Origin of the sequence: Vibrio splendidus 12E03 (assembly GCF_000272105.2) — a bacterium.
Taxonomy (GTDB): Bacteria; Pseudomonadota; Gammaproteobacteria; order Enterobacterales; family Vibrionaceae; genus Vibrio; species Vibrio splendidus_I.
The window spans coordinates 32,039-53,543 of record NZ_AJZD02000085.1 but is presented as its reverse complement, the minus strand read 5'-3'; the positions used below and the strand labels follow the sequence as shown (position 1 = coordinate 53,543).

At 45.0% G+C, this 21,505-nt stretch carries 16 protein-coding genes; 8 read left to right on the top strand and 8 right to left on the bottom strand.

Annotation, left to right across the window (positions count from 1 at the left end):
- Positions 1-83: 83 nt before the first annotated feature.
- Positions 84-1,331, bottom strand: coding sequence for an SGNH/GDSL hydrolase family protein (locus tag A142_RS07900; RefSeq protein ID WP_029405501.1), 1,248 nt, complete (start codon positions 1,329-1,331; stop codon positions 84-86).
- 545 nt (positions 1,332-1,876) lie between these two features.
- Here A142_RS07900 and A142_RS07895 point away from each other — a divergent pair.
- A complete protein-coding gene (locus tag A142_RS07895) occupies positions 1,877-2,818 on the top strand; it encodes a lipase family alpha/beta hydrolase (protein WP_019822965.1) in 942 nt (313 codons plus the stop codon).
- Positions 2,819-2,856: 38 nt separating this feature from the next.
- Positions 2,857-3,750 (top strand): lipase secretion chaperone, encoded by an 894-nt coding sequence (locus A142_RS07890; RefSeq protein WP_019822963.1) that lies wholly within the window; start codon positions 2,857-2,859, stop codon positions 3,748-3,750.
- Positions 3,751-3,875: 125 nt separating this feature from the next.
- Here the strand turns inward: A142_RS07890 and A142_RS07885 are convergent, their stop codons facing one another.
- A complete protein-coding gene (locus A142_RS07885) occupies positions 3,876-5,519 on the bottom strand; it encodes a methyl-accepting chemotaxis protein (RefSeq protein WP_029405499.1) in 1,644 nt (547 codons plus the stop codon).
- 465 nt (positions 5,520-5,984) lie between these two features.
- Between A142_RS07885 and A142_RS07880 the strand changes: the two genes are divergently transcribed.
- The 5 genes from A142_RS07880 to A142_RS07860 all read left to right on the top strand — a co-directional run bounded on the left by A142_RS07880 (position 5,985) and on the right by A142_RS07860 (position 12,050).
- Positions 5,985-6,806, top strand: a complete 822-nt coding sequence (locus A142_RS07880; RefSeq protein ID WP_017064254.1) for a phosphate ABC transporter substrate-binding protein — start codon at positions 5,985-5,987, stop codon at positions 6,804-6,806.
- Between the two features lie 111 nt (positions 6,807-6,917).
- Positions 6,918-7,847 (top strand): phosphate ABC transporter permease subunit PstC, encoded by a 930-nt coding sequence (pstC, locus tag A142_RS07875; protein WP_019822958.1) that lies wholly within the window; start codon positions 6,918-6,920, stop codon positions 7,845-7,847.
- Positions 7,848-7,862: 15 nt separating this feature from the next.
- Positions 7,863-8,726: a phosphate ABC transporter permease PstA gene (gene pstA / locus A142_RS07870; protein WP_017064256.1), complete on the top strand. Its 864-nt coding sequence runs from the start codon at positions 7,863-7,865 to the stop codon at positions 8,724-8,726.
- Positions 8,727-8,819: 93 nt separating this feature from the next.
- Positions 8,820-9,569: a phosphate ABC transporter ATP-binding protein PstB gene (gene pstB, locus A142_RS07865; protein WP_004737715.1), complete on the top strand. Its 750-nt coding sequence runs from the start codon at positions 8,820-8,822 to the stop codon at positions 9,567-9,569.
- Positions 9,570-9,905: 336 nt separating this feature from the next.
- On the top strand, positions 9,906-12,050 hold the full coding sequence (locus A142_RS07860; RefSeq protein ID WP_019822954.1) for a sensor domain-containing diguanylate cyclase: 2,145 nt from the start codon (positions 9,906-9,908) through the stop codon (positions 12,048-12,050).
- A gap of 104 nt (positions 12,051-12,154) precedes the next feature.
- Here the strand turns inward: A142_RS07860 and A142_RS07855 are convergent, their stop codons facing one another.
- From A142_RS07855 to A142_RS07830, 6 genes are read right to left on the bottom strand one after another with little or no spacing between them, the layout of a single operon-like run.
- Positions 12,155-13,834 carry a BatD family protein gene (locus A142_RS07855; RefSeq protein WP_029405498.1) on the bottom strand — a complete coding sequence of 560 codons (1,680 nt, stop codon included), beginning with the start codon at positions 13,832-13,834 and terminating at the stop codon, positions 12,155-12,157.
- 2 nt (positions 13,835-13,836) lie between these two features.
- Positions 13,837-15,714: a vWA domain-containing protein gene (locus A142_RS07850; protein WP_019822949.1), complete on the bottom strand. Its 1,878-nt coding sequence runs from the start codon at positions 15,712-15,714 to the stop codon at positions 13,837-13,839.
- Entirely contained in the window at positions 15,707-16,714 is a 1,008-nt protein-coding gene (locus tag A142_RS07845) for a vWA domain-containing protein (RefSeq protein WP_029405497.1), read from the bottom strand. The genes A142_RS07850 and A142_RS07845 overlap by 8 nt, the downstream gene beginning before the upstream one ends.
- The gene (locus A142_RS07840; protein ID WP_019822945.1) at positions 16,707-17,192 is read right to left on the bottom strand and encodes a DUF4381 domain-containing protein; all 486 of its coding nucleotides are present in this window, start codon (positions 17,190-17,192) and stop codon (positions 16,707-16,709) included. The genes A142_RS07845 and A142_RS07840 overlap by 8 nt, the downstream gene beginning before the upstream one ends.
- On the bottom strand, positions 17,189-18,115 hold the full coding sequence (locus tag A142_RS07835) for a DUF58 domain-containing protein (RefSeq protein WP_029405496.1): 927 nt from the start codon (positions 18,113-18,115) through the stop codon (positions 17,189-17,191). The genes A142_RS07840 and A142_RS07835 overlap by 4 nt, the downstream gene beginning before the upstream one ends.
- Before the next feature lie 10 nt (positions 18,116-18,125).
- Entirely contained in the window at positions 18,126-19,082 is a 957-nt protein-coding gene (locus A142_RS07830) for an AAA family ATPase (RefSeq protein WP_019822941.1), read from the bottom strand.
- Between the two features lie 456 nt (positions 19,083-19,538).
- Between A142_RS07830 and A142_RS07825 the strand changes: the two genes are divergently transcribed.
- Positions 19,539-21,455: a methyl-accepting chemotaxis protein gene (locus tag A142_RS07825; protein WP_019822939.1), complete on the top strand. Its 1,917-nt coding sequence runs from the start codon at positions 19,539-19,541 to the stop codon at positions 21,453-21,455.
- Positions 21,456-21,505: the final 50 nt, after the last annotated feature.

Here is a 21,505-nt window from a genome sequence, read left to right as displayed (position 1 = left end):
CCCGCCTATCAAAGGCGGTTTTTTTGTATCTGACTTTTGTGCCTAAGAGGTGCTACCTCAAGTTACAGTTCAACTTGGCGGCTTTAGAAATCAAATGTCGAGAATGAAAAAGCTAGGATATGGTCGGCAATGTATTTATGAGTAGCTGTAGTTGGGTGCGTCACGCCCCAGAATACATAACTGTCTGAGCCATAGGTCGCGCAATCATTAGTCAAGCTGTGGCTTCGCAAATAGTCTGAAGCTGAGCTTCTATTGATATCAAGACAGGCGTCACTCGCGTTTCTAAAGCCATGTTGCTCTGGATTCTCGGTAATGCTAGCAAACAGTGCACTCGCATCAAAAAGTACCACGTTTTTCCCCAAGCCTTGGTAATACTCGGCCTGTGCTTTGATGAATTGGTTAAACTCTAAGATCTTTCCGCGAACTTTAATGATCTCTTGTTCGGTGGAGTATTTGAACTGCGGCGCCTTAGTCGCATCGGGCAATGTGAACAGCAGTATATTATTCGCACCAGATTCCGTTAATCGAATCAGAGCGCTACTGAAATCGGCTTTGACATCGGCGACTTCTCGGTCGTAATTCATAAAGTCATTGAGGCCAAATTCTAGAGTAAATAGTGAGTTTTCAGGGCGATAATTTTTGGCGACTTTCATGTAGGTGAGGTAGGAAGTGACTTGGTCATAGACGCCAGTCAGCGCGACATACTGATTGGTGCCAGCTGCACCGCCTACAGCCCAGTTATAAAGAGGGAGGTCTTTTGCTTTTGCTAAATACTCAGTCCAAACTAAACCATTCGAAAAGTGCCCTAAAAACCACGAATCAGCGTTCGGAAAAACCCATTGAGAGCCATTAAATAGGTTCCCAGTATCAGAGAGGCTATCACCAAAGGTGACAATGCGATTGATGGTATTGGCTTGCACTGCGTTGTCGTTAGTCCAGATGGAGTGATTGTAAGAGAAGCGATTATTTGCGGCAAAATAAGTGATGTCGGCAGTATCATGTTGGATGCCGAGAGTCTGTTCACAACGTTGTTTGATTTCAGATTGCGGGGCATCAGTGTAGAACATGTTTTTGAAAGAAATGGAAGACCACCAATATCCGTTGATCGTGTAATTGTCTCCGTTTTCTTTTTTCGCCCACTTCCAATCTGTGGCTGGAGAGTCGTGTGACGCATCGGTTCGATACCAACATCGAACGTAAGAATAGGTTTCGGAACCTTGTGTGCTGAATACTTGTGCGGATGTAATCGATTCTGGTGTCGATACTGAGTCTTCTGCAGCATAAGCCCCAAACGGTATGGTTAACGCGAGTATTAAAGCCGTATTTTTCATCACTGTATTCTCTTTTAATTTAGATGAGCCAAACAAAAACGTTGTTACTTGTTGTCTATTACCTATTGATAAGTGGATAAGTAAATAACTGGTACGACCTATATCTAAAATCAATAATTCTCGTCAATACATTCAGGTTGTTGGCGTTTCATAACTGGCATAAGTATCAAATTTCCAACGGCTTTCTGATTGAGAAACAATCGATTCGAAGCGAGTGATTTATCACTTAATATTCAATTTTGATGAACTATGACTCGCCAATTCGTTGTCGTAGATTTAAACGAGATTCATTGTTTTGTGGGGGGGGATTTATAATTTGGTCGATATAATTGAAAGCGTAGCTTTATGGTTTTTGATTAAATGTTAATTTAATCAATTGGTTATGCTGTTGATTTTTTGGTCTGATTTTGTTTGTCTAATGTTCATCACAACTGTTTAATTCAAGTTCAATATCACAAATATCGAGTTGCTATTTTATGTTTTATAAAATCATCAACTACGGTTCTTTTACTCATCAGAGGTCTAATCTGTTTAAGGAAAGAGCATTGAAAAAGATATTAATTTGGACGATCGCCTGTCTATCCAGTTTTGGAGCCTACGCAGGCACAAGCGCATCGGCATTAGAAGCCAGTGGATACACAGAAACGAAATATCCCATTATGTTGGTACATGGTTTGTTTGGTTTCGATACATTAGCGGGTGTCGACTACTTCTATGGCGTACCTGAATCCCTAACCAAAGATGGTGCGAGCGTCTATGTCGCTCAGGTATCAGCGACCAACAGCTCTGAAGTGCGTGGCGAGCAATTGCTAGCTCAAGTTGAAACACTGTTAGCCGCGATAGGGGCTAGTAAGGTGAACCTAGTTGGTCACAGCCATGGCGGACCGACAGCACGTTATGTGGCATCAGTACGTCCTGATTTAGTTGCTTCGGTGACAAGCATTGGTGGTGTTCATAAAGGCTCGAAAGTAGCCGACCTCGTGCGTGGAACCGTATCCGAAGGTTCAGCTGCGGAAGGTATTGCGGTTAAGTTGGCTGGTGGGTTGACGACGCTGATCAACTTGTTATCTGGTGGAACGGATCTTGACCAAGATGGCCTTGCATCTCTTGAAGCGTTGACCACTGAAGGTTCGCTTGCATTCAACCAGTTTTACCCTGAAGGCGTTCCGACGTCTGCGTGTGGTGATGGTGAATGGCAAGCAAACAACGGTGTTTATTATTATTCATGGACAGGATCTTCCACTTTTACCAACCTTCTTGATCCTACCGACGGAGCGATGACAATCCTTGGTTTAGCCTTTAACGAACCTAATGATGGGTTAGTGGGTGCATGCAGCGCGCATTTGGGCAAAGTGATTGGTGATGATTACAAAATGAACCACCTAGACGAGATTAATGGGTTGTTGGGTATTCACCACTTGTTTGAGACCGATCCCGTGACGCTATATCGCCAACACGCAAATCGATTGAAGTTGGCTGGCCTGTAAGTCGCGCTGCCATAAGTTAAGATCATAAGGAAAATGTAATGAAAAAGACCGCCATTTTGTCGATAACCACGATAGCCCTGATGAGCACAGCGGCGGTCTTTTTATATCTAAAGAAGGAAGATACCAGTTCATATAATAACAACGCACAAAGCGCTTCTTCATTGAAGGTTAGCTCTCAACAAGATACCGAAATCGATAGTGCGTCAGCCAAAGACATGATGGAATATTTCGTGTCAGGCAATACAGAATTAACCCTCGAAGAGATTCGTGACAATGTGGCAAAACACCACGAGCAATCACAAGCAGCGGTGGTCGATGAAGCATTGTTCGCAAAGTACCTTGAGTACAAGTCGGCACTGACAGCATTGGATGTTCAATTCGACACCACCTCAATATCTGCAGGGGACTTACGCGCGCTGAATCAAGCTCTGCTTGACCTTCAAACTCAATTTTTCAGTGAGAGCGAGATAAGTATTCTGTTTACCCATGACAATAAAATGAGGGAAATCGCTTTAGAAAAGTTACTTCTGAAACAAGAAGGGCTAGAAGAACAAGAATATCAGCAAAGGCTTGAATCTTATCTATCTGAACAACCCGATTATGTTCAGTCCAGTCATCAAAATCAGGTGTTATTACAGCAACTATCCAGCTCAGAAGTCCTAGATGAACAAGGCAAATACTTGAAGAGAAACGAACTGGTTGGCGAAGAAGCGACACAGAGGCTCGAAGCACTCGATCAACAAAGAGCGGCCTTTGAAGACTCTTTAGAGGTCTACTTCGCAGAACGAAATGATGTTTTGAAAGATTCATTCCTATCAGAAATTGAACAAAAAGAGACGATCGCCCAGCTTAGAGAAGCTCATTTTCAGCCACAACAGCTGAGAAGGGTAGAAGCGATTGAAAGAATCAGAGCTGCTGAGCTCGGTGAATAGAGTCTGGTGAATACAAAAGGCCAACTACTGATGGCTCAATAGCTGGCTTCATAACATTTAGGATAGTTACTGCAATTTATACAGCTAAGTAAGCACTTACATCTTAAGTTTTTATACCTTGAGCTCTACACCTTAAAGTAATCCAACTGCTGCTTTTGCTGCTCGGCTAAGTTAGATAGCTCGTGGCTTGCTGCTGCAGCTTGGGTAATGCCGGTTACGTTTTGGCTTACTAGGCTGTAGATGTTTGAGATATTACGGTTGATGTCTGCAGTCACTTGGCTTTGTTCTTCTGCGGCAGAGGCAACCTGAGTGTTAATTTCTGTCATGTCGGTTACTGAGTTAGCAATACCAGAAAGGGCTGCACTCACCTCGCCTGAGAGCGTTTGGTTGTGCGCTAACATAGACAGTGAACTGCTCATGCTCTCATTGGCGTTACCCGATTGAACTTGCAAGCCTTCGATAATTGCTTGGATCTCTTTGGTTGAATCTTGTGTACGTGCCGCTAGCATTCGAACTTCATCAGCAACCACTGCAAAACCACGACCGCTTTCACCTGCACGAGCGGCTTCGATTGCTGCGTTAAGCGCAAGCAGGTTAGTTTGTTCAGAGATACTTTGAATCACCTCAATCACTTTACCAATCTGTTCAGAGTGCTCTTTTAGCGTGCCCACAACATTTGCAGCTTCGCTTAGCTGAATCGCCATCTGTTCGTTAGCTTTGTTGCTTTCATTAAACAAGCTCATGCTGTGTGTCGCCATTTCGTCAGCTTGCTTAGACGCTGAGTCGGCTTGTACTGCGTTCTCATTAACGTGTGCTGCCGTGCTTTCTAATTGGTTTACAGCAGAAGCAACTTGTTCTACTTCTTGCTTCTCTTGGTCTGAATTAACGCTCGATTGTGTCATTACTGCTGCTAACTCTGTCGACGCAGAAGCCACTTCGATACTGATTCGAGACAGCGAGCTTACCGTGTCACGCAGCTGTTCAACAGACTGGTTTACGTCTTGCGCTAGGCGTGAGATTTCGTTGTCGCCATACTCTTCTGCTTTAACTAACAAGTTACCTTTTGCCACTTCGCGCATGGTTGCTTGAATATTGCTGATCGGCTTAACAATGACGCCAGCCAGCGTCCAACTGATAATTAGAGCTACAGATAGGATCACTAGAAGCGCAATGGTTGCGGTATTGAGTGTGCTGGTGTGTTGCTGGCCGTTGATGTCCACTTCTTGAGTGGCAATACGGTTCAGTTGCTTTGAAAGGAGGTTGATAGCCTGCACCATTTCGTTACCCGCGTGACGATATTGGTCGATTGCGATCTGATAGCGGTTATCAAAGTCAGAAGGTAGCGTTGCGCTGCCATGCTTTGCTCTTAATAGAGGAAGCATAGTGGTGCGAGAAAAGTCGACGTAGTGATTCATCGCTTTGCTCATTGCGGCCACTTCATCTTGCATGCCAGGTACGGTATCAAGCGAGCTCAGTAGGCGAGTATTTTGATCACGTTTTTGATTTAGCGTTTCGACAAGCGTTTTGACGTCGTCAGGATTAAATAAGCTATAGATTGCTTTGATGCGCATTCCGTAGCTGTTGTCGACGATTTCGCTAAGTTCTTCTTTATGTAGAATGAGTTGATCTGTTGCTGTTGATACATCTTTAAAAGCATTTTCCAGTTTGTCACCACCGATAATGACACCCGTCAAAAGTAGTACTACGGAAAAGAGTACTGGAATAAGAATTTGTATTTTTATAGATAAGCCACTGAGAAGTTGTCGCATGTATTGTCCTTCTTTGAATAAGTAAATGAGCAGAAGCAATTGTTATTATTGTTATTAGTCAGTGATTCTAACTATTGAGAATGACAATTCAATCAGTAATAGATGCTATTTTTATATATGCGATAGGTATTTCATAAATTCTGATTATTTATCGTACAAACAAGGCTTTAGCCATTTTTAAGATAGGGTTATTTAACGCAGAGCATTGTGCGGTATTAGGTAATAACAGGGGGGCGAGATATTGAGCAGTTTGGCTTAAATAGGTTGGAATGAATATTCAGTGCCTATGAGTGAGGCTCATTTATTACTTCAAGACTATTTGGTAGGGGGAAAACAAGAAAATAAATTGTAGTTGTCATATAGGCTTCAATTAAGTGAAACACAACTGTCACATTCGGATTCTAAAGTAGGCCTCGTTCAAGCAAAACAACATTACGGCAATAACGCCACTAAAGGAAATTTGTGATGAAAAAGACAGTTATCGGTGCAATCGCACTACTAGGCGCTCTAACAGTGAATACAGCTTCAGCTAAAGAAACTATCTCTGTAGTTGGCTCTAACAGTGCTTCTCCACTGGTTGAAGTTTTTGCAGAAACCTACATGAATAAAGGCGAACCAGTGTTCATCGAAATTCAAGCACCGGGTTCTTCTGCAGGCATCAAAGCAGCAAAAAATGGAAGTGCTGACCTTGGTATCTCTTCTCGTGACCTAAAAGAAGAAGAGAAAACAGCTGACCTGAAAGAGCTAGTTATCGCTCGTGACGGTATCGCAGTTGTTGTTAACCCGAACAACGAAGTATCTGCTCTTACTGCTGAGCAAATCACTTCAATCTACAAAGGCGACATCACTAACTGGAAAGATGTTGGCGGTGCTGACAAGCCAATCGTAGCAATCACTCGTGATACTGCATCTGGTACACGTGGCGCATTCGAAGACATCATGAAGCTTAAGAAGAAGATTGGCGATAAGAAAGTATCGGCTATCTCTCAACGTGCACAAGTTGCAAACGGTAACGGCGCACTTAAAGTTTCTGTAGCAAGCAACCCATACGCTATCGGCTTTATCTCTCTAGGTACAGTTGACGAATCTGTTCAAGCTCTAACTATCGACGGCGCTGCTGCGACTGTAGACAACGTTAAGAACGGTTCTTACAAAGTTGCTCGTCCATTCCTAGTTCTTTACAAAGCAGGCGCTCCAACAGCTGAAACTCAACAATTCCTAGATTGGATGGTTGCAGATGAAGCTCAAGCTATCGCTGGTAAGAAAGGCTACATCACAGTTAACTAATCTTAACTGACTCAATCTTAATTATTGCTCAGCCTGCTTTAGGCTGAGCCTTTTCTTTCAACTTTGTTTATTTCGAGCTCTTATTGAGCCACAAAGTTTGAGATTTTATATATGACCATCGCAAATAGTGAAAAGCTTATGAATACTGAAGCGACTCAAATCAACAAGCCAAGTCTACGTGCTAAGAAGCGCATCGACTGGAGAGAAAGAATCTTCCACGGCTTGTTCTTATCGAGTGCTGTAATCGGCATCGTATCACTAGCCGTTATCGCTTACTTTATCGTTGCAGAGAGTATCCCTGCATTCCAAGAGGCCGGTGTTTCTGGCATCGTTCTGGGTGTTGACTGGTTACCTCCAGCTCTATTCGGTGTTGCAACTATGATTGTTGCATCGATTGTTTCGACACTTGGAGCTGTAGTTGTTGGTGTACCGGTAGGTGTATTAACCGCTATTTTTATTGCTGAGATTGCTCCCAAGCGTCTTGCAGATATTATTCGTCCAGCAGTTGAGCTTCTAGCGGGTATCCCGTCGGTAGTTTACGGCTTCTTCGGTCTAGTAATTATCGTTCCAATGATTCAGAACATTTTCCAAGTACCAGCAGGTAACACTATCCTGGCGGGTATCATTGTTCTGGGTATCATGATTCTTCCTACCGTTATAACGGTTTCTGAAACTTCGATTCGTGCTGTACCTCGTACATACAAAGAAGGTTCACTTGCACTGGGTGCTTCGAAAATCTACACGATTTTTAAGCTACTCGTTCCTGCTGCACGTTCAGGCATTATGACTGGTGTGATTTTGGGTATCGGTCGCGCACTTGGCGAAACGATGGCTATCATCATGGTGATGGGTAACGCGCCAGCAATGCCAGAAGGCATTTTGGACTCTGCACGTACGCTAACAGCAAACATTGCAATTGAAATGTCTTACGCAAGTGGCGTTCACGCTAACGCACTGTACGCAACAGGTGTTGTACTTCTAGTGTTCATCATGATGTTAAATGGTGCTCTACTTTATCTTAACCGTGAAAAAGCGAAGTAGGCGAGGATAAGTAATATGGATCGCGTAAAACTAAAACAAGCACGTCAAACCAAAGATAACATCCTAAAAGGTTTTATCTGGGCAGCTGCAGCTGTAACCGTTGGTTTCTTATTCTGGATTATTTGGTACATCCTATCGAACGGTCTGCAATACGTAGATTGGAACTTCATCACTGACGATTACACTCGTACTGGTGAAGAACGTGGTATTTTCCCAATGATCATTGCCACGATCTACATGGTAATTGCATCGATTGCGGTAGCCGCGCCACTAGGCATCATGACGGCGATATACCTAACTGAATATGCGAAAGTAGGTAGCCGATTGGTGAAAGTGATTCGATTCTGTACTGAGTCGCTAGCTGGTATCCCATCGATCATCTTTGGTCTGTTCGGTATGACCTTCTTTGTTTCGATTCTTGGTCTTGGCTTCTCGATTCTGTCGGGTGCACTAACGCTAAGTATCCTGATTCTTCCTGTAATCATTCGTACTACAGAAGAAGCATTGATGGCAGTACCACAAACTTACCGTGAAGGCTCATATGGCCTTGGCGCTTCAAAAATCTACACTATCTGGCGTTTGATCTTACCAAGCGCAATGCCAGGTATCTTAACTTCGGTCATTCTTAGTATTGGTCGTGTAATTGGTGAATCAGCGCCTGTGTTCTTAACAGCAGGTATGGTGGCACGTGTTCCTGAATCTGTATTTGATTCTGGCCGTACACTAACGGTTCACTTATATAAGCTGACAACAGAGCTATTTACTATCGATGAGTGGAACCAAGCCTACGGCACGGCGACAGTCCTAATCGTATTGGTTCTCTTGATCAACATGGTTACAAAACTGATTGCGAGACGCTTCAACACGGCAACTTATTAAGCTCACTAGCTACTGGCTCAACAATGAAGAGAGCCCCCGTGACAAAGAAAGCATCAAGTTAGACACGAATTTAAGAATTTAGAGATTACGAACATGAACAAATTTGATATTGAGAACCTAGATCTGTTTTACGGCGACAACCAAGCGCTTAAATCTATCAACCTGCCAATTCCAACCCGTCAGGTGACTGCTCTGATTGGCCCGTCTGGCTGTGGTAAATCAACACTATTACGTTGTTTGAACCGCATGAATGACCTAATTGAAGGCGTTACTATCAAAGGTAAGCTGGATATGGATGGCACTGACATCTACGGCAATATCGATGTAGCTGACCTACGTATCCGTGTAGGCATGGTATTCCAAAAGCCAAACCCGTTCCCTATGAGCATCTACGAGAACGTGGCATACGGCCTACGTGCTCAAGGTATTAAAGACAAAAAACACATTGATGAAGTGGTTGAGCGCTCGCTACGCAGTGCAGCACTGTGGGATGAAGTAAAAGACCGTCTTAAAGCGCACGCATTTGGTTTGTCTGGTGGTCAACAACAGCGTCTATGTATCGCACGTACCATTGCAATGGAACCAGATGTAATCCTGATGGATGAACCGACATCGGCTCTTGACCCAATCGCGACGCACAAGATTGAAGAATTGATGGAAGATCTGAAGAAAGACTTCACTATCGTTATCGTAACGCACTCAATGCAGCAAGCGCGTCGTATCTCAGACCGTACTGCTTTCTTCCTAATGGGAGAGCTTGTAGAGCATAACGAAACCAGTGTTATCTTCAGTGAGCCAAAAGATGATCGTACTAAAGGTTACGTAAACGGTGACTTTGGTTAATCGATGATTTACGTGCGGTGTTTAAGCGATTAGATACCTTTGCACACTAACTGAAACGCAGGTTAGATAATCGAATCGATCAATAGAATTATCACTATAACTATAAGCGATGGAAGTTTTGCCCCACTTTAGGTGGGGCTTTTTTATGCCTCTAAAAAAGTCCCAATGTCGATGAAAATTTGGGCAGAGAATCCCATTTTTGTCGTCCTTCTCATGCTTGTGATAATGTAAAAGGTGAAACTGCGACCCGCTTAACATCTCATTTTTACTTACATTGATTGCATATCAAGCCTTCTGTATTTTTGCTTTATTCTTAATCGCCAATGGAAGGAAGCTGTGCCTGTTAAAGCCTTTGCAAAACAAATATCTGCGACACGCGACCACCGTCTGTTGGCTGAGTCTCTTTTTGACTATCTGGTTAAGGTACTTACTCCAAAAGGGATAGGAATATTTGCTGAACCGACGCCGGAGAGCGACGCATTACCGCTTTTTTCTTATGGCGACCTAACCTCATTGGCGAGCTACCCCTCTACATTTTGGCCGTGGGTCTCACAGTTTGATACCGCAGACGGTGTGTTACCGATGGCAATCAACACCTGTAATTGGGAACACATGAAAGTGCTTGGTGGGGAGTCGTTTATCATGATGCTCGACAACGCGCCTGCCTCCAGAACTTATTTAATTGTTCAAAATTGCAATGCTGAGAAGGTTAATCAAACCTTTGACCAAGATCTTGATGTGTTACAGCTCGCGGCTGCCCGTTGGCAATGTATTCGTGCCGAAAAGAATGCGGCGCTTGAAATCAAAAATAGAGACACCCGTGAAGCTCAATATTTAGATGAGATAAAGCTACGTGAACTGTTTGTTGAGAACATGAAGTTGGTCCATCAGGTCGCGCTTGAGCTTTCTAATCCCGAATCACTAGACGCTTTGTATAAAGCATCGGTTGAGGCTGTGCGAGATAGGTTAGGGTTTGATCGTGCGATCTTCATGTTGCTTGATATGAAAAAGCGTTGCTTCAGTGGCACTTATGGCACTGACGAAGCGGGTAAAACCAACAGTGAACACCATACTCAATACGATTTGCATCAACTTGAAGCGGAATACATTGAAGCGCTGTCAGACAATCACACCAACTTGGTTATTATCGAACAGGCACCTCTCTACACCGAAGGAAAAGTAGTAGGGCAGGGCTGGAATGGAATGTTGATCTTACGTGAAGGTGATAAACCCGTCGGTTGGATTGCAATGGATAACTACATTCACCGTTCACCAATTACCAATTACCAAAAGCAGATGCTTGAATCCTTTGGTTCTCTGCTTTCTCAAATCTACATCCGCAAACGGCAAGAACAGAACATCCGTATGTTGCACTCAAGCATGGTGGAGTTGTCTCGCTGCGATAGCGTAAGCGAAGTCTGTAAATCTGCGGTTAGCTTTGCTATTCAGCACTTAGGGATAGACCGATTAGCGGTTTTTTTAACAGATAAAGGCTGCAATTACATGCAAGGCACGTGGGGCACGGATATAAAAGGCGACATTGTTGATGAGTCCTATTATCGCTCAGAGCTGGTGGAACGTGACATTGTTGCAGCAGCTCGCGCTTGTCCTAATCAAGTCGCCTTTGAAGAATCAGTGCCTATCTATCACGATTTCAATATTGTGGGAGTCGGTTGGACGGCAATGACGATGCTAACCACCAATACGGGTGAGCCGATTGCGTTTATAGCCGCGGATAATTTGTTAACTCGCAGCCCTTTAACGTCACAACTGCGTGAAGTGATACGTATCTTCGCTTCTAGTTTAGCTGAGGTGCTACAGAGAACCATGGCGCAAGAGGAGCTCAAAAAGCTTAATGAGACGCTCGAGCAAGAGGTCAGTAAGCGCACTCAAGAGCTTGAACGAGCCAATGAGCAGTTGGATATCATCTCTAAATTAGACCCGCTGACACGTCTTGGAAATCGTCGTATGTTGTCGCAGGTGTTAGATGATCTAAATTGCGATGATCGAGGGGCGTTTGCCATACAAGATGAAGTCACATTCGGATTGATACTCGTCGACCTTGATCATTTTGGTTTGTACAACACGGTTTATGGGCATACAGAAGGTGACGCTGCTCTGCGAACCATCGGCAAGATACTCAATGCCCATGTTCATAGCGATAAGGAAACCTTTTGCCGTATTGGTGGTGAGGAGTTTATGTTGTTGATGATCGGCACTCATCACTCTGAAACTAAACAGCGTGCAGAGTCGATCAGAAAATGCATTGAAGAGGCGAAGATCCTTCATTGTGAAAGCAGCACTAGCCAATACTTAACCGCATCTGTCGGTTATGCTTCAATCACCTCTGATCAACGCCAATTCGACTTCGATCTACTGTATGGCAAGGCAGACAAAGCTTTGTATCAAGCCAAAGATTCAGGGCGAAATCGAATCGTTTCTGCGTTGAAACGAAAAAAGGTCGCAGTTTCAATTTCCTAGTTCGGTATTATTTCTTCTTATCGTAAAAACGAACAAAGCCGTGATGCTCACAAGGTGGTCATCACGGCTTCTTTTTTTCTACCAAATTAGACTTTTCTAATTAATTAAAGCGTTTCTAGTGAGCTTTTACGCGTTTTGCTAGAGACTCGCTTTGGCTTTTTAACTGCTTTGATTGCCTCAGAAGGATCCCATGACGGGTTTGTCGAGCTAGCTTCACCATAAAGGCTTTGGTTTAGCTTACTTAGCTCGGCTTCAACGGCTGCTAACGTCTCATCACTCAAGTCTGGGTTTTCAGCTTTCCATTGCTCAAACAAGGTTCTGGTCTTCACGCCATCTTTCGTTTTAAGAGCTTCAATAAGCGCTTCTGCTGTATCTGATTGACGTTCAACAGTGTGTGTTGGTTTTGTCGTTACACCACGGCGTGACCAGAAGTAGAAAGCCATTGCTGAGCTAACCAACCATAAAACAGCAAACAGAGCGGTGAGATAAGGCCAGAATCCTGGGTTATCAACAGTCACAACCGTCGGGTTTACTTGTTGGGCTGGTGGTGCTGTAACTGGTGGTGTGCTAGACGTCGCACGGTCACTTGCTTTTACCGCTAACTCTAGTCCAAATGCTTTACTGGTTTGCTTCGATTGTGAATCGGTGTTGAACCAAGCTTGAGAGACCTTCGGAAGCGAGATATTTCCAGCCTCTTTCGGAATCAAGACTTGCTTGTAAACAACGACAGAATCACCTGACTGAGTTGTGCCAAATTGCGGCTTCTCTTCATAAACACGTATCGATTTAGGGTAGGTGATATTCAGTTTTGGCAGCTGGTGTTGCGTTAAGTTGCTAGCCGTCATGGTGATGGTACGAGTTAACGAATCACCGGCTTCCATTTCAATGGTTGGGTTACCGCCTTCTAAACCATTACTATTTCCCAGTTGATTGCCTTGGCTATCTGACCATTGTTGAATCAGTTTGAAGTTTGATGTTGGTAACCACTCACCTTGGTAGCCTTTTGGTACGTCCTTCACGGTTACATCTAAGGTTTCAACAGGTGTGTCGAGCTGGAACAGACGCGTTGTACTGGAGTTGTTGGTTGAATAAACAACGGCTCCAGTCAGCTTCGGTCCGTTCAGCTTAAACTGTCCGGCCTTTTGTGACGAGATGCGGAAAGACTGTTGAACGACCGTCACTTCTTGTCCATTAAGGACATCTTGAAATTGCTTTGATTCACCAATAGGTTCCACGTCTAAGCCCTGTGAGCTCGGTGGCGCTATTTTAGGATCTTGCAGCCTTCTTGGGTCAGCTTTAATGATGAGTTTTACATCAAGTTCAGCGACTTCTTGTGGATATAGCGAGTCTTTACTCAGATTAAGCTGGAACTCAGCCATATCATGTTGAGTGGGTGCAGCTTCATTAACGGCAACATTGATGGTGATTGGCTTAGTTTTCGCCCCTTCAATATCGAAGCTAGGAATCTGGACCTTGCCTAAACGTAGAGGAGCAAGGCTGATGTTCCATTCACTTGACACCGAACGGCTGCCATTGACGATTCGCATCGACGACCCAAAGTTTGGTGTGCCGACATAGAAATCCTGTTGGAGCGCTGTTAGATCTAGAGCATCAGAGGAGACCTTTTCATCGGTTGCGACTCTAAGAAGGAACACTTCATCTTTGGTGACACTGTTTTGTGAAACGCTCGCTACGGCAGTCGCCGCCAATGCCGAAAAGGACGAGAAAGCGCCTAACAGCAGCGTTAGGAGTATGGATAAAAATGGCTTGTTAAGAAATCGCATGGTTACCACTTTTTGTTTTGGTTATTAGGAGCACTTTTTTGTCGTGCTTGTAAAATCATTTGCGCTTTAAGCAGTTGGCTCGGGTCACGGGCGCTTTCTACTTGCTCAAGTTTTCGCATGTCAGGGTCGCTCGACAGAGGTTGATCTGAGGTTTGTGCTACAGCTTGCTGACCACTTTGCTCACCATCTTCTTTTGAAGCTTGTCGTGCGCTAGCACTTTGAGGTGTAGCGCCTTCTTGGTCACTCTGTTTCGGCTGATCACTCTTACTTTGTTGACCGGCTTGCTTGTCGTCTTGTTTAGACTTTTCAGAGTCAGAGTGATTTTCAGGTTGGCCTTGAGATGAGTTTTGGTCTTGGCTACCGCGTTGATCTTGGTTACTGCTTTGATCTTGCGACTTGCCACTGGAACTTTGTTGTTGATCCTGAGAGCTTTGCGAAGAATCATTTTGCTGACCTTGCTGACCTTGCTGACCTTGCTGACCTTGCTGGTTTTGGTCTTTGGATTCAGAATCGCCTTGCTGTTGCTGTTGCTGTTGCTGTTGCTGTTGCTGTTGGGCTTGTTTGACGATCTCTAGATTCTTCTTGGCATAGGCGTGCTCAGGGTTGTTATCTAGAATGTGTTGATACTCTTCTATCGCTTGATCGTACTTGCCTTGTTGGGCTTGTGCATTTGCAAGGTTGTAGCGAGCATCTTCACCAGAAAGGTCTTGCAGCGTCTGCTCTGCGGCTTCGAAATCACCGGCTTTGTATTGAGCAATGCCTTTCCACTCTTGTTGGGTGAACTGTTCAGCAGCTTGTTGGAAGTCCTCGTCCTGATACAGCCGATAGCCTACTTGATCATCGGTTTTCCACGGGTTCGCAAACGCAGTATTTGGTTGGCTAAAAGAGATAACTCCAGCTAAGGCACACCAAATAACCCCTTTCCTGAATAATCCAAGTGCGGGAAGTAATAGCAAAGGCAGTAACCAGAAGCCGTTGTTCACTCTGGTGTTGAGTGAGTTGTTGGTCTTGGTTACTTCCGATGTTGTTGCAACGCGGTCGAGGTAGCTCGCGATGTGTTCAACATCTGAGTTATCAAATTGAACTTCAGTGAACGTGCCACCATAGCTGCGTGTAAGCTCGCGCATGTTCTTCAAGTTGGTTTTTGCCACCACGGTTTGTCCTGAGTCGCTTTGCAGCATCGACCCCGTAGGTAACGAGATTGGCGCACCGCTTTCACTCCCTACAGCTAGAATCGACAATGTCCAATCGTTGCCAGAGAGTAGCGAGTCGATCTCTTTCTTCTCTTGAGCATCAATATCGTCAGCAATCAGAACTAGATCGCCTCGGTAGATATGAGCGCGAGTCATCATATCAATCGCAAGCTTAACGGCTGTTGCGGCATCACCGCCTTGGTAAGGCATTATATCCGGAGACAAGTTCGGCACTTGGCTCTTGATGGTGTTGATGTCTGACGTAAGCGGACTGATGGTGTAAGCATCGCCAGCGTACGCGACCATTCCGGTTAGACCTTCTTTCCATAATGAGAGCAGATCCAAAGCTTTGTATCGCGCTTGAGTCAGGCGATTTGGTTTTATGTCGGTAGCGTATAGAGACATCGACATGTCCATCATCACAACTCGCGCCTGCGTTTTTTCAAAGCTTGGCTGTTCGTTTTTCTCGAAGCTTGGTCCAGCTAATGCAACAACGCCGACCAGCCACCAAATACCGAAGTAAGTACTGCGATTTTTCGATGGCTTACTCGATTCTGGCGCCAAGTATCGAGCGATGTGTGACGCGAGTAATCCTTGTTTGGATTGTCTCTTGCTCAGCCACCAAATAGCGGGCAGCACGGCAAGCGCCAAGAACCAATATGGGTAGATAAAAGTAAAGTTAGACATTGTTTCTCCTAATGGCTAACAGCATAAATGCGAAGAACATTGCCGCCGACAGTGGCCATACAAACCACTCTTGTTGCGGTCGCCAGATCTTAGTGGCGTTCGTCACGGGTTCTAACTGGTTGATGGTGTCGTAAATCGTCGCTAACTCTTTGCTGTCACGTGCTCGGAAGTACTGACCGCCAGTGCGTTTGGCAATTTCCATTAGTGTGCGTTCGTCCAAGTCTTGAGCAGTATTGACCTTACGCGTCATGAAGAACTCTTTGACCATCATCTCGCCTGCACCTACACCCACGGTGTAAATCGTCGCGTCGTATTTCTTTGCAATATCCGCGGCTTCTAGCGGGTCTAATACCCCGGCCGTATTACTGCCGTCGCTGAGTAGAATCATTACACGCTGAGGGGTGTCACTGTCGACAAAGGTTTTGGTAGCAAGGCCAATACCATCACCAATTGCGGTTTGAGTACCGATAAGCTTTAACACCGCTTGATTGAGTTGTTGTGAAAGCGTGTCTCTATCTAACGTCAGTGGCGTCTGCAGATAGGCGTGATCAGCAAATAGTACCAATCCGACTCGGTCACCTTTACGACGCTCAATAAAGTCACTCAACACGCGTTTCACCGCCGACAAGCGGTCGATGTATTCGCCATTGAACTGCATGTCTTCTTGGCTCATCGAGTAGGAGAGGTCGACAACCAACATCAAATCACGATGCTTCGGTTGAAACTCCACCGGTTCGCCATACCATACAGGGCGTGCGCTCGCCGTAACCAGCAGAAGCCAGATAATCACGGACAACGCCTTTGGTAAGCGACTGCTCGGTGTTTTGGTATTGCTGTCTTCTGGCAGAAATGGAAGCCTTAGGGCATGGCTTGATTCTGACTTTGGTGAGAACAAGTAAACGAGCAACGGCAGTGGCGCGATGAAGAACATCCACCACCAAACGAACTCGATGTTTAGCAAGTCCCTGCTTAGAAACATAGTGCTTAGAAAATCACTCATAACGACCTCGCTTAGGAGGAAGGGCTTTACGAAGCCATATTTCGCAGTCATTAATCAATTGCTGTTGAGCCTTTTTCTGTTCGTCGTTCATTAGGGCTACATCTTGATAGAGCGCTTGTTGCCACTGGGATTGTTTTGCTACAAACAACGGCTTTTTCAATTGTGCGTCTAAGAACTTCAACCAATCATCGCCTGCTAGACCTGCTACTTTTTCTCGTGGGAAGTAGCTCAATGCTGCCTGACGAAGGATGCGTTGTGCTTCGCTCGGAGACAAGCGATTTGAAGACTGACTATTACTAAAGTAAGACAGCGCTTCTTGCTTCGTCTGTTGATTGTTTTTTCTACGTTTCAGAATGAAAAACGCCAAGGCAATCAGGGTAATGGCTGTGATAATCACTACCCACCAGCCCCACGCCAAAGGCCACCAAGTCGGTGCGTCTGGCGCAATAACCGGACTTAAATCTAAGGGCTGTTTCATGACTGAGCTCCTGATATCTGGCTCATGAGTGACTGCGCACTCGACAGCGAGCTATAGGGTATAGCGAGAGACAAACCCATCTGTTGCAGCTGCTGTTTCTTAAGCGAAAAAGCATGGTTAAGCTTTTGCTTTTCTTTATTAGAAGAGAAATTAAACCATTGAGTTTTGCTGCCATCGGTGACCTGTTTAGAACCTTTATAGGCGGTTTCACCTTGCTCTAGCGGATCGTAGAAATGCACCAGACGTACTCGATTGTGCCTTCGAATTTGACTGATAAGTGAGTAGTCACTTTCTTGGTAACGCACAAAGTCACTGAGCATAATAATATCGCTTCCTTTAGGGCAAAGCTGGTGCAGAGATTTCAGCCCATGCTCTAAGGTCGTGTCATTATGATTGTCGTGATGAGTCAGCGCTGCATTATTGATTTCTATGACTTTTTGCAAAATACGCAGTGGAGCATGGTTGCTTGCACTTGGCTTAATCTCAATGACCTCTTTGCCAGTATCGATCACCGCGCCAATTCGGTCTTTTTGAGCCACAGTGAGCCAGCACAGTTGGCTAGCAAAGTGTGCAAGTTGAACCGATTTGAGCAACAAGGTTGAGCCGAAAATCATACTGCTTGATAGATCCAAGAATAAAATGACAGGCTGCTCTCGTTCTTCAGAGAACAGCTTGGTATGCGCTTTGCCCGTTCTGGCTGTTACACGCCAATCAATGCTGCGAATGTCATCTCCCGCTTGATATTGACGAACTTCAGAGAAATTCATTCCGCGACCTTTGCGGTTGCTCTCGTGTTGACCGTTAAGCTGAGACCAAAGGCTCTTGGCTGGAGGCAACCAGCGAACAGACTGCGCTTTGTATTGCAGCAGCTCATCTAGACTCAACGTGACACCGTCACTATGGTTGGGTAGTTGATTATTCATGCGCGTATCCCTATGCGCTGCCAACCAATGAAATAAGGTGTGCGATCACTTGGTTTGCGGTGACACCTTCAGCTTGTGCGTGGTAGCTGCGCAGTAGACGGTGGCGTAACACAGGGAATGCCATCGCTTGAACGTCTTGTGGAGTGACGTAATCTCGTCCTGCAAGCCAAGCGTGAGCGCGGGCACAACGGTCTAACGCAATGGTTGCACGCGGGCTGACACCCATGTCCAACCATTGATCAAGTTGGTCACTGTATTGCTTAGGTTGGCGAGTCGCCATAACCAGTCTGATGATGTACTGCTCAATGGTGTCTGCCATGTGAATGTTGAGCACTTCTTGGCGCGCTTCAAAGATCGTTTGCTGAGATATCTCTTGTGGCTGAACAGATTCGTTGCCTTGAGCTTCGCCTCTGTTTAGGCGCAAGATCTCCAGCTCACTTTCCATGTCGGGATAAGCCACTTCTAAATGCAGCAAGAAACGGTCTAATTGAGCTTCCGGCAGCGGGTAAGTGCCTTCTTGCTCAATCGGGTTTTGTGTTGCCATTACCAAAAATAGCTCAGGCAGCGCATAGGTTTTTCGACCGGCAGTCACTTGTTTCTCTGCCATCGCTTCCAGCATTGCCGCTTGAACTTTCGCCGGAGCACGGTTGATCTCATCCGCTAGAATCAATGAGTTGAAAATCGGGCCTGATTGGAAAGTGAACTCCCCAGTCTCAGGACGGAAGATGTCGGTACCCGTCAAATCAGCAGGCAACAGATCGGGAGTGAATTGAATACGATGGAAGTCACCCTCAACACAATCAGCCAATGATTTTACTGCGCGAGTTTTTGCTAAGCCGGGAGGCCCTTCAACGAGGATATGACCATCTGCTAAAAGGGCGATCATCAGTTGCTTAACGAGCTCTTTTTGACCAATGATTTGAGACTCTAGATAGTTTTGAAGGACTTCGAAATTTGTTTTGTGCATTTTGGACTCTCTGGGTATCCATTTGATTTTTATTTTGAGTATTGGTCACTGATTTCGAGGAAAAAGTTCCAGTACATTTGCGTAATTTATTTTTTCAAAATTGGAAATATTTACAAGTGGTTAGCTAAAAACATCGTTAGGTTGTGATTATTACCATATCAATTGGTTTTTATATACAAAAGCTGAGAGGTGGGGAGTGGTTTGAGTTCGGTTGGGTCTACGGGCTGAGAACTAAAATCGACTCTCGACAATGCGGTTATTTGCTTAGTTAATTCATGCTCAAGGTGGATGGTTCTAATTGTTACATCACATTTGCATTTTTTTGAGAGAAAAGTCTCAAGTTTTATTGGTTGTGGCCGATACATCACTCAGATTGTGCATTGCTTGTTGGAGTGCACTAAAAAAGTCCTGTTCAGGGTATACCAATAACGAGCGATTCTTTTTAAAGGTCCAAATATGTTTAAAACTAACTCTCTGAGTATCAAGCAAAAAGTTGTACTTGGAATTACTTTTGCGGTTCTTGCATCGACAGTGATTGTCGGCGCAATGGCACAACAACAAGCAAGAGATGTATTAAGTCATCGATTGATCGATATTGAACTTCCAGGAATGCTAGAGCGAATCAATGGTGAAATTGACCGAGAAGTCTCTCAGCTATTGCTAGCGGCGGAGCAAATTGCTTCAAATGAATTTATTTCTGATGCTATCGAATCGACCGATCGCGATCCGGCATTAGAAAACAAGCTGGTGAAACAACTGAACAATGTTCGTAACCAGTATCAGTTGAATGATGCCTCAGTGGCGAACCGTCAAACGGCGTATTACTGGAACCAAAATGGTTTCCTACGTCAGTTAAACCAACAGCAAGATGGTTGGTTCTTTGGCTTTACGCAATCTGGACAGCCGACCATGGTGAGTATGTTCCAAGAAGCCAATGGCGAAGTGAAGATGTTTGCTAACTATCAGCAGCCTTCTGGTTTGGCGATGTCTGGTCTATCAAAGTCGATGGATGACATGGTTAATCTGCTGAACGGTTTCAAGATTGAAAATACCGGTTTTGTCTTCTTAACCGATAGCCAAGGTGATGTTCAAATTCATCGCGAGCGTTCTCGCAGTGACTCTTCACTTCAACAACTTTACGGTCCTCAAGCAAGCCAACTACTGAACAAGTCGGGCTTTAACCTGATTACCACTGAAAGCCAAGGCAAAGAGCTGTTCGTGGCGAGCTTGTATGTGTCTTCAATGGACTGGTTTGTTATTGGTGTCGTTCCGACTGATGAAGTGTTTTCAGAGCTAGATGCGACAGCGCAAAAGATGCTGATCATGACTGCGATTGTGGCATTAGTGTTTATCCTAATGGGCGTAGTTCTGGCGAACAGCATTACTCAACCGATCAAGCTTTTGGCTAAGCGTTTCGGCGACTTAGGTGAAGGCGACGGTGACCTTGCACAGCGTATCGAAGTGAAAGGCAACGATGAAATTGCACAGCTTTCAAAAGGTTTCAACGGATTCATTGAAAAGATTCACGAGTCGATGAAAGAGGTGTGTTCGACAAGCCAAGCGCTTCAAGTGGCTGCAGAGAGTGTTTCTAATAAAGCCCACATCACCCACGACAATAGCCAAGAACAGCGTGATCAAACCCTTCAAGTCGTAGCTGCTATTAACCAAATGGGTATGACCATCAGTGAGATTGCATCGAACGCGGCAACAGCAGCAGAAACGGCAACTCAAGCGTCAGGCAATACGGAAGTAGGCCGCTCTGTGGTGAACAAAGCAAAAGACGCGATCAGCCGTTTGGCTCAAGATATCGAAAGCACGGGTCAGGTAGTAGAGCAACTTGCTTCTACAACTCAAGACATTGGTTCTATTCTGGGTGTTATTCGTGATATTTCAGAGCAAACTAACTTACTCGCATTGAACGCAGCGATTGAAGCAGCCCGCGCCGGTGAGCAAGGTCGTGGTTTTGCGGTTGTAGCTGATGAGGTTCGTAACCTAGCAAGTCGTACTGCAGACTCAACGGAAGAGATTCAGAAGATGATCAACCAACTGCAAAGCGATGCGAAAGATGCAGTAACCGCAATGAGTGCGGGTAAAGTGATAACCCTTGAAGGTGTATCGGCGTCGGATGAAGCGGTAGACGTGCTGAGTGGCATTTCAGACCGTATCGTTGATATCACAGACCGTAACACTCAAGTGGCAACGGCAACGGAAGAGCAATCAACAGTAGTTCATACAATCAACCAGAACATTGAAGAGATCAACGCAATCAACGAAGTGACAACGGGCACGGCTGAGCAACTTGCTGAGGCGAGCCAAGAGCTTCGAGACCTTTCTTCTCGTCTAGATAAGATGGTTGGTTCGTTTAAGCTTTAATCCCTTTAAGCTGTAGCATGGCTTAGAAAGATACATAAACTAAGAGCTGG